This is a genomic window from Actinomycetospora sp. (assembly GCF_055612215.1).
In genome coordinates, this window is record NZ_JBVPVA010001079.1 from 1 (window position 1) to 9,435 (window position 9,435).

Sequence of the window (9,435 nt, forward strand, 5' to 3'; positions counted from 1 at the left end):
ACGAGGGACTGAATCCCCTGACCACCAGCCAGACGCCGAGGGAGAACTCCCACAACGCGATGGGGAGCGCGGCGACCGTCCCGATCGGCGAGGTCTGGTCGTAGAGCCCGAAGACGGTCGCGGCGACGGAGGCGAGGAGCAGGGGCGCGCCGACGAGTCCCAGGAGCGGGAGGGCCCGGGGCACGAGTCGCGACCGGTAGAGCAGGGTGCCGAGCAACGACGCGTTGACGGCCGGCATGAGGCTCTGGCCGAGGACGAACGTCCAGCCGTGGAGCGTGACGAGCATGGCGCCGCCGGCCACGAGCGACGCCGTCTCCACGCCGGCGGGATTCTGGCGCAGCGACACGAGCGAGAGCAGACAGACGACGCCGACGATGATCAGGACGCCCTCGATGGTGCGAGAGGCGACGAAGCCGAGCGCCAGACCTTCGTTCTGCCGCTTGAGCAGCGGGAACAGCACGATCGCGGTCCCGACTCCGGCCAGCGCGCAGACCACATTGAGCAGCACGCCCCAGAGGGCCCCGGTGTCGGGACCGGGGCCGAGGACGTAGCCGGGCTCCTGCAGCGGGGCGAAGAGCGGGAGCGTCGGGATCGACGTCACGAAGGTGAGCAGGTAGAGCCCGCCCGCGACGGCCGCGGTCCTCCTCAGGGAGGACGCCGGATCGCGCCCCGGGGCGTCGGCCGCGTCCCGCTCCGCGGGTGGGTTCGGGGTCACGGTCGACATCGGTCCTCGTCACTGGAGCACTCGGGTTTCGCTCCGGCGGGGTCGAGACCGGGGTCGGGACCTGTGTCCCTGACGCACCATTGCTGCGTTGCGGACGCTCGACGCTGTCCCGAGGAAAGTCAAGGATGGCCCCACACGATTGACGGCGGCTGACCTCGCAGGGGTCGGTGGGCACGCGGCTGCCCGCCGGGATGCCCGGTGACCATTTCTGCGGAGTGCCGACGTCGGAGGTGTCGCCGAGGGGGCTGGCGCACTGCCCCCGCCTCCGTAGAGTGGTCCGGATCACACCGGAACCGTCCGGTCCGGGCGACGCGACGACGCGGCGGAGGTGCGGGCGCATGCCCTCGGTGGAGACGGTGCGCGGGCCGGTGGACGTCGGGGACCTCGGCACGACGCTGATGCACGAGCACGTGTTCGTGCTGACCCCGGACATGATGCAGAACTACGGCGACGACTACTGGGACGAGGAGGTCCGCGTCGCGGACGCCATCACCAAGCTCCGGCGCCTGCGTGACCTCGGCGTGACGACGATCGTCGACCCCACCGTCGTCGGGCTCGGCCGCTACATCCCGCGGGTCGCCCGCATCAACGCGGAGGTGGACCTCAACATCGTCGTGGCGACCGGGCTGTACACCTTCGACGAGATCCCGCACTACCTGCACTACCGCGGTCCCGGCACGTTGCTCGGCGGGGACGAGCCGATGATCGAGATGTTCCTCAAGGACATCCGCGCGGGCATCGGCGGCACCGGGATCAAGGCGGCGTTCCTCAAGGGCGTCGTCGAGGAGCGGGGCCTGACCCCCGACCAGACCCGGATCCAGCACGCCATCGCGGCCACCCATGTCGAGACCGGTGTCCCGATCACCGTGCACACCAACTCGGCCCACCAGACCGGCCGGCTCGCGCTCGACCTCTACGCCGCCGACGGGGTCGACCTCACGAAGGTCGTCGTCGGCCACGCCGGGGACACCAACGACCTCGACTACCTGCGCGAGATCATGGACCGCGGCGCCACCATCGGCTGCGACCGCTTCGGGCTGGACCTGTTCAACCCCACCGAGCAGCGCGTCGCCACCATCGCCGCTCTCTGCGCGCAGGGCTACGCCGACCGGATCGTCCTGGCGCACGACGCGGCCTGCTACATGGACTTCTTCTCCGGCGACGACGCGCAGGCCGCGCTCGCCCAGGCCGCCCCGAACTGGCACTACGAGCACATCCACCACGACGTGCTGCCCGCGCTCCGCGAGCAGGGGGTCACCGACGACCAGCTCACGACGATGCTCGTCGAGAACCCGCGCCGATACTTCACCGGAGCGTGAGCGCGATGGCACCCGAGCCCCTGCCGCGTGGTGCGGCACCGTTCGACACCTCGGGCATCACCCGCGGAGCCGACGGCATCGCGCGCTACGACCACCTCCAGCCCTCGGTGGTCGCGATGGTCCGGGCGTCGGTGGAACGCCACCCCGACGTCGAGGCGCTGGTCGAGGTCGGCGGCGAGCGCCTGACCTACGTCGAGCTCTGGGACCGCGCCGCGCGGGTCGCCGGCGGTCTGGTCGGCGAGGGCGTCCGGCGCGGCGACCGGGTGGCCTCGCTCCTCCCGGCCGGCGTCGACTGGGTGGTCGGCTTCCTCGGCACGCTGCTGGCCGGGGCGGTCGCCGTGCCGGTCAACACCCGCTTCGCCACGCCCGAGGTCGAGTACGTGCTCGCGGACAGCGAGGCCGCGGCGGTGCTCCGGCCCGGCGCGCCGCTGCCGACCGGTCACCCGGAGGCCCTCGACGACCTCGTCCCCGGCGACCTGGCCGCGATCTTCTACACGAGCGGGACCACCGGCCGGCCGAAGGGCGCCCGGACGACGCACGGCAACTTCCTCGCCAACGTCGAGACCGCGATCCGGGTGATCGGCATCGATCGCGCCGACGGTCCGACGCTGCGCAACCTCGTCTCGGTGCCGCTGTTCCACGTGACCGGCTGCAACTCGCAGCTGCTGGTCCAGCTCGGCCTCGGCGGCACGACGGTCGTGCTGCCGACCTTCGAGGGCGCCGCGTTCGTCCGCACGATCGTCGAGGAGCGCATCGACACCCTCGTCAGCGTGCCCGCGATCTACGGGCTGACGCTGGCACGCGACGACGTGGGCGTCGATCTCTCGCACGTCCAGCGCCTGACGTACGGCGGGGCGCCGATCGCCCCCGCGCTGGTCCGGCGCCTCATGGAGCGGCTACCGCAGGCCCGGCTGGGCAACGGCTTCGGGCTCACCGAGACCAGCTCGATCGCGACCTTCCTCCCCCACGAGTGGGCCGCCGAGCACGCCGACTCGGTGGGCTTCGCCGCCCCGGTCGTGGACCTGGCGCTCGCCGAGGTCGACGAGGCCGGGGTGGGCGAGCTGTTGATCCGCGGCCCGAACGTCGTCGACGGGTACTGGGCGGCGCCCGAGGCGACCGCGGCAACCTTCGTCGACGGCTGGCTGCACAGCGGGGACCTCGCCCGCGTCGACGACGGCCTCGTCCGGATCGTCGACCGCGCGAAGGACGTGATCAACCGCGGCGGCGAGAACGTCTACTCGGTCGAGGTCGAGAACGCGCTGGCCGGCGCGCCGGGCGTCGCCGACGCCGCGGTGGTCGGGGTGCCCGACGACGTCATGGGCGAGAAGGTCGGCGCCGTGCTGGTGGGCACCGACGTGGACGTCGGCGTCGTCCTGGACCACCTCGACACCCAGCTCGCCGACTTCAAGGTGCCCCAGTACGTCGTCGTCACCACCGACCCGCTGCCGCGCAACCCGGGCGGGAAGCTGCTCAAGCGGACCCTGCGCGACACCACCGAGTGGGGCGCGCCGGTGCGGGGCCGATGAGCCCCGGACCGGGCCGGGGCTACGGCTTCGCGACGGCGAGGAAACGGTCGGCCATGGCCTGCTCGCCGAGGGCGTTGGGGTGCACCGGGACGTAGTTGGTGGACCCGACGACCGGCTCGACCCAGCGGGTACCGATCGGCTTGCAGGCGTCGTGGCCGGCCGAGGTGCCGGACTCGTCGAGGAAGGTCACGCCGGTGCGCTGGGCGGCGCGGCGGACGGCGTCGTTGAGCGCGGCCTCGATGCCGTTCAGGTAGGGCACGTCGCCGACGGCGACCGGCACGATCGGGTAGCACCCCTGGGTCGGCGGGAGGATCTGCAGGTACCCCGAGATCGCGACGCGGGCCCGGGGCGCCTTGAGCCGGACCGCCGCGAGCGCCTTGACCAGGTTCGGGTAGGTGCTCTTGTTGATCGTGTCGACGAACGTGGTGCCGTAGGTGCGCTGGCAGGGGTTGCCCTGGCCGGCCGTGGTGGCGGCCGCGGAGCCGCACGCGCCGATCGCGTTGACGAAGACGTTGTTGTCGTTGCCGCCGATGGTCAGCGTCACCAGGCGGGTCGAGGTCGACAGGGCGGCGAGCTGCGGCGCCACGCCGGGGAACTGCGGGGTGAAGAAGTCCTTGGTCTGGGCGCCGCCGCACGAGACGTCGGTGAGGTGGTAGCCCTGCGAGGCGGCCAGGTCGTGGCCCCAGTTGAGCGCCGACTGGGTGCACTGCGGCGGCGCTCCCGGCGCCGGCGGGACGATGCCGCTCCCGGCGCTGTAGCTGTCGCCCATGTTGACGTACTCCAGCGGCGGCGCGGGCGCCGCCGAGGCGCTCGACCCGACCACCAGCAGCGTGACGACGGCCGACAACGCGGCACCCAGCCCCAGCACCCGGCGTGCTCGTCCCACCACGGATCCCCCTCCGACGACGACAGGGACCGCCGGTCCCGCCCGGCCGCGGGACCGTCCCTGGGTCGTGGGTCGTCCGGGATGACGCCGGTGTTACGCGATCCCGGCGAGCCGCAGATAGGCGTCCCCCACCCGGACCGCGAGCTCGTCGAACCGGTCGGGCTCGTCGGCGGCGAGCTCGGCGGCCCGCGCGACGATGCCGGTCACCGCGGGGGAGAGGTCGGCCGGCGGGACCGCCGGGTCGGCCCGGCCCTCCGCGACCAGTCGCTCGAGGAACCGGGTGTTCCGGCGCTCGGCGCGCGCGACGATCTCGTCGCGCAGGGCGCGCACCGTCGGGTCGGCGAGCGCCTGGTGGGCGATGACGGTCAGGACGCCGCGGCGGCGGGTCCAGGCGGCGAGGTAGGCGGCCATCGCCGCGCGCACGGTCCGCTCCGGGGACGTGGTGTCCACGTCCTCCTGGAGGTCGAGGAACTCCTGGCGGACCCGGTCGGCCAGGGCCCGGAACACCTCGTCCTTCGAGGCGAAGTAGGCGTAGACGGTCGGCCGGGTCACCCCGGCCGCCGCGGCCAGCACGCCGATGGTGGTGCCCTCGTGCCCGTGCGCGCAGAACGCGGCCTCGGCGGCGTCGAGCAGCCGCTCGCGACGGTCCTCTTCGGCGAGCGTCCGCCCCCCCAGGCCTTGGCTTGACACCGCTGTAAAGTACCGCCGAGGCGGATCGAGGAGGAAGCCCGTGGCCCCATCCGTGGCGGGTCGGTCCCTGCCCCCGGTCGAGCAGCGGACCGTGCGCGCGGCCTACGAGCGCGCCCTGGCCGAGGTCCCCGACGAGCTCGCCCAGATCGCGCGCACGGCGCGGTACACCACGGCGCAGAGCCACGAGCGGTCACTGCGGGTCGCGGGCGGACTGGTCGGGCTGGGCGTGGGCCGGCAGGAGCCCGTCGCCGCCCTGTTGGACAACTCCCTCGACACCGCGCACGTGTGGTCGGGGCTGGGGCTCGGTGGCATGGTCGAGGTGCCGGTGAACACCGCCTACAAGGGCGGGTTCCTCGCCCACGTGCTCAACGACTCCGCGGCACCCACGCTCGTGGTCGAGGACTCCTACGTGGAGCGCATCGCCCGGATCGCCGGCGACCTGACGTCGCTGCGCACACTCGTGGTGCGGGGCGACACCGCGGCGGCGGACGGTCTCGGGCTCCGGGTGGTCGGCTTCGACGAGCTCGCCGCGAGCGACCCGGCCCCGGTGGCGCCGATCGACGCCGGCGACCTCATCGCCCTCATGTACACCTCGGGCACCACCGGGCTGTCCAAGGGCGTCATGGTCACCCACGCCCACGCCTACACGTACGGCTCGCGGGAGGACCAGGGCCGCCCCGTCCGCGGTGACCGGCTGCTCGTCACGCTGCCGCTGTTCCACCTGACCGGCCTCTGGTATGGCATCTACCAGGGGATCATCCACCGCTGCCCGGTGGTGCTCGAGCCGTCGTTCTCGGTGAGCGGGTTCTGGCCAACGGTCCGCGAGCACGGCATCACGGTCACGGTGATGCTCGGCGCGATGGCCGAGCTGCTCCAGCAGGTCGAGACGCGGCCCGACGACGCCAACAACCCCCTCGAGCTGGCGATCATGGCCCCGCTGGCCAGCGACGTCGCTGGCTTCCGGGCGCGCTTCGGGATCGACCTCGCCGCCGTCTACGGGATGAGCGAGGTCGGCGCGGTGATGAACGGGCCGCCCGAGACCGTGGTCGGCGGGGAGTGCGGGTTCGCCCGCGAGGGCTACGACCTGCGCCTGGTCGACCCCGACGGCGTTGAGGTGCCCCCCGGCACCGTCGGGGAGCTGTGGGTGCACCCGGAGGACCCGCGGTTGGTGATGCGCGGTTACCACGGGCTGCCGGAGAAGACCGCCGAGACCCTCGTCGACGGCCGGGTGCACACCGGGGACGCGTTCCGGCAGGACGACGAGGGCCGGTTCTTCTTCTCCGACCGCATGAAGGACGCGCTGCGCCGCCGCGGCGAGAACGTGTCGAGCTTCGAGGTCGAGCGGGTCATCAACGAGCACCCCGACGTCTACGAGAGCGCCGTGGTCGCGGTGCCCTCGGCGCTGACCGAGGACGACATCAAGGCCGTCGTCGTGCCCCGTGAGGGCCGCGTGGTCGACCCGCGCGCGCTGAGCGAGTTCCTGATCGAGCGGCTGCCGTACTTCATGGTCCCGCGCTACCTGGAGTTCCTCGGCGAGCTGCCCAAGACCCCGACCCAGAAGGTGCACAAGCACCTCCTGCGCGAGCGCGGCGCCACCGGGTGGGATCGCGAAGCCGCCGGGCTCACCCTGCGCCGGGGCGGCCGGTGAAGCTGCTGGTCGCGAACCGCGGCGAGATCGCGGTCCGCATCCTCGACACCGCCGCCACCCTGGGCATCCCGACGGTGGCCGTGCATCCCGACGACGACGCCGCCTGCCGGCACGTCGCGCGCGCCGACGAGGCCGTCCGGTTGCCCGGCACGGGCGCCGCGGCCTACCTCGACGTCGCGGAGATCGTGGCGGCCGCGGGCAAGACCGGCGCGACGGCGCTGCACCCCGGCTACGGGTTCCTCTCCGAGAACCCGGCGCTCGCCCGGGAGTGCGACGCGCAGGGCATCACCTTTGTCGGCCCGGCGCCCGAGGCGCTGGAGCTCTTCGGCAGCAAGACCGCGGCCCGCGAGCGGGCCCGCGCGGCCGGGATCCCCGTGCTCGAGGGCACCGCGGCGCCGACCGATCTCGCCACCGCCGAGGCCTTCGCCGCGACCCACGGCGCGGTGAGGGTCAAGGCGCTCGCCGGCGGCGGGGGGCGCGGCATGCGGCCGGTGATCGACCCCGCGGCGCTCGACGCGGCGCTGCGGGAGTGCGCCGCGGAGTCGCGGGCGGCGTTCGGGGACGGCTCGGTCTACGTCGAGCGGTACCTGCCCGGCGCCCGCCACGTCGAGGTGCAGGTCGTGGGGGACGGCACCACCGCCGTCGCGGTGGGCGACCGCGACTGCAGCGCGCAGCGCCGTCGGCAGAAGCTCGTCGAGATCGCTCCGGCGCCGGACCTGGCCGTCCGGTACCGACTGCACGCGATGGCCGTCGCGCTGGTGGGGGAGTACCGCGGCCTGGCGACCGTGGAGTTCCTCGTCGCCGGGGACGACGTCGCGTTCCTCGAGGTCAACCCCCGCATCCAGGTCGAGCACACCGTCACCGAGGAGGTCACGGGCCTCGACCTCGTCGAGGTCGGCCTCCGGATCGCCGAGGGCGCCACCCTGGCCGGACTGGGTCTCGCGCAGCCCCCGGTGAGCCGCGGCGCCGCGGTCCAGGTCCGGGTCAACACCGAGACCGTCGAGCCCGACGGCACCGTCGTGCCGCAGGTCGGCACGCTGCAGCGCTTCGGACCGCCGACCGGGCCCGGCGTCCGCGTCGACACCCACGCCTACCCCGGGTGGACGGTCAGCCCGCGCTACGACTCCCTGCTCGCCAAGGTCGTCACCCGCGGCGCGGACCTGGCCGGCGCGCTCGCCCGCGGCCTGCGGGCCCTGGACGACCTCGACGTCGTCGGGGTCGCCACGAACGCCGACCTGCTGCGCGCCCTGCTCCGACGTCCCGAGCTCGGCGCCCTCGACACCGGCTTCGTCGACGCCCACCTCGCCGACCTCGTCGTCGCCACGCCCGAGCGCGCGGAGCCGGAGCGCGCGGAGTCGGAGCCCGACGCGGACGCCGTCGTCTCCCCGCAGCACGCGGTGGTCGTGGCGGTGCCCGTGGCCGTGGGCGACCTCGTGCCCGCCGGCGCGGAGCTCGTGGTCATCGAGGCCATGAAGATGCAGCACGTGGTCCACAGCCCCCGGCCCGGCCGGGTCGCCGAGGTCGCCGTCGCGGTCGGGGACGCGGTCGCCCCGGGGACCGTGCTGGCCCGGCTGCAGCCCTCCGAGCAGGCCGCCGAGCTGCCCGCCCGGGACGCCACCCCGGACCCCGGCCACGTCCGCGCCGACCTCGCCGAGGCCCTCGAGCGCCACCGTGTCGGGCTCGACGCGGCGCGCCCCGAGGTCGTCGCGAGGACCCACGACCGGGGCCGGCGCACGGTGCGGGAGAACCTCGCCGACCTGCTCGACCCCGACACCTTCGTCGAGTACGGCGCGCTGACCGTCGCCGCCCAGCGTCGGCGGCGCGGCCTCGACGACCTCATCGCCCGCACCCCCGCCGACGGCCTGGTGACCGGCACGGGCACCGTCGACGGGCTCCCGGTCGCGCTGCTGGCCTATGACTACTCGGTCCTGGCCGGGACCCAGGGCGTCCACAACCACGCCAAGACCGACCGGCTCCTCACCCTCGCGCTGCGCGAGGGGCTCCCGGTCGTCGTGTTCGCCGAGGGCGGCGGCGGGCGGCCCGGGGACACTGACACGTCCGCGGTGGCCCAGCTCGACGTCCCCTCGTTCCGGCTGGCGGCGCAGCTCGCCGGCACGGTGCCGACCCTCGCCGTCGTCTCCGGCTACTGCTTCGCCGGCAACGCCGCCCTGGCCGGCGCGTGCGACACGATCATCGCCACTGAGGACTCGAGCCTGGGCATGGGCGGCCCCGCCATGATCGAGGGCGGCGGGCTGGGGGTCGTCGCTCCGCACGACGTCGGGCCGATCGACGTGCAGTGGGCCAACGGGGTGGTGGACGTCCGGGTCGCCGACGACGCGGCCGCCGTCGACGCCGCCCGCCGCTGGCTGGGCTTCTTCGCCGGGCGCACCGCGACCAGCGGCGCCGTCGAGCTCGGCGACCCGCGACGACTGCGCCACCTCGTACCCGAGGACCGGCTGCGCTCCTACGCGATCCGGCCCGTCCTCGCGGCGCTCTTCGACACCGACTCGGTGCTCGAGCTCCGCGGCGGGTTCGGGGCGGGGATCGTGACCGCGCTCGCCCGGCTCGACGGCCGCCCCGTCGGCGTGCTCGCCAACAATCCCGAGCACCTCGGCGGGGCCGTCGACGCCGACGCCGCGGAC

7 protein-coding genes are annotated in these 9,435 nt (G+C 74.1%); 4 read left to right on the forward strand and 3 right to left on the reverse strand.

The features are described 5' to 3' along the window. Positions 1-724 (reverse strand): DUF4386 domain-containing protein (locus AC0CYZ_RS29100; RefSeq protein ID WP_472221597.1); only part of this gene is annotated, 724 nt, incomplete at its 3' end. Positions 725-1,062: 338 nt separating this feature from the next. Between AC0CYZ_RS29100 and AC0CYZ_RS29105 the strand changes: the two genes are divergently transcribed. Both AC0CYZ_RS29105 and AC0CYZ_RS29110 read left to right on the forward strand, forming a co-directional pair. Continuing rightward, the gene (locus tag AC0CYZ_RS29105; protein WP_472221598.1) at positions 1,063-2,043 is read left to right on the forward strand and encodes a phosphotriesterase family protein; all 981 of its coding nucleotides are present in this window, start codon (positions 1,063-1,065) and stop codon (positions 2,041-2,043) included. 5 nt (positions 2,044-2,048) lie between these two features. Further along, positions 2,049-3,569, forward strand: coding sequence for a class I adenylate-forming enzyme family protein (locus tag AC0CYZ_RS29110; RefSeq protein WP_472221599.1), 1,521 nt, complete (start codon positions 2,049-2,051; stop codon positions 3,567-3,569). 19 nt (positions 3,570-3,588) lie between these two features. Here the strand turns inward: AC0CYZ_RS29110 and AC0CYZ_RS29115 are convergent, their stop codons facing one another. Continuing rightward, positions 3,589-4,455 carry an SGNH/GDSL hydrolase family protein gene (locus tag AC0CYZ_RS29115; RefSeq protein ID WP_472221600.1) on the reverse strand — a complete coding sequence of 289 codons (867 nt, stop codon included), beginning with the start codon at positions 4,453-4,455 and terminating at the stop codon, positions 3,589-3,591. 93 nt (positions 4,456-4,548) lie between these two features. Beyond that, positions 4,549-5,145 carry a TetR/AcrR family transcriptional regulator gene (locus AC0CYZ_RS29120; RefSeq protein WP_472221601.1) on the reverse strand — a complete coding sequence of 199 codons (597 nt, stop codon included), beginning with the start codon at positions 5,143-5,145 and terminating at the stop codon, positions 4,549-4,551. A 40-nt stretch (positions 5,146-5,185) separates the two neighbouring features. Here AC0CYZ_RS29120 and AC0CYZ_RS29125 point away from each other — a divergent pair, with 40 nt between their 5' ends. After that, positions 5,186-6,793 carry an AMP-binding protein gene (locus AC0CYZ_RS29125; protein WP_472221602.1) on the forward strand — a complete coding sequence of 536 codons (1,608 nt, stop codon included), beginning with the start codon at positions 5,186-5,188 and terminating at the stop codon, positions 6,791-6,793. Beyond that, on the forward strand, positions 6,790-9,435 hold a 2,646-nt coding region (locus AC0CYZ_RS29130; protein WP_472221603.1), incomplete at its 3' end, for an ATP-binding protein. The genes AC0CYZ_RS29125 and AC0CYZ_RS29130, both read left to right, overlap by 4 nt.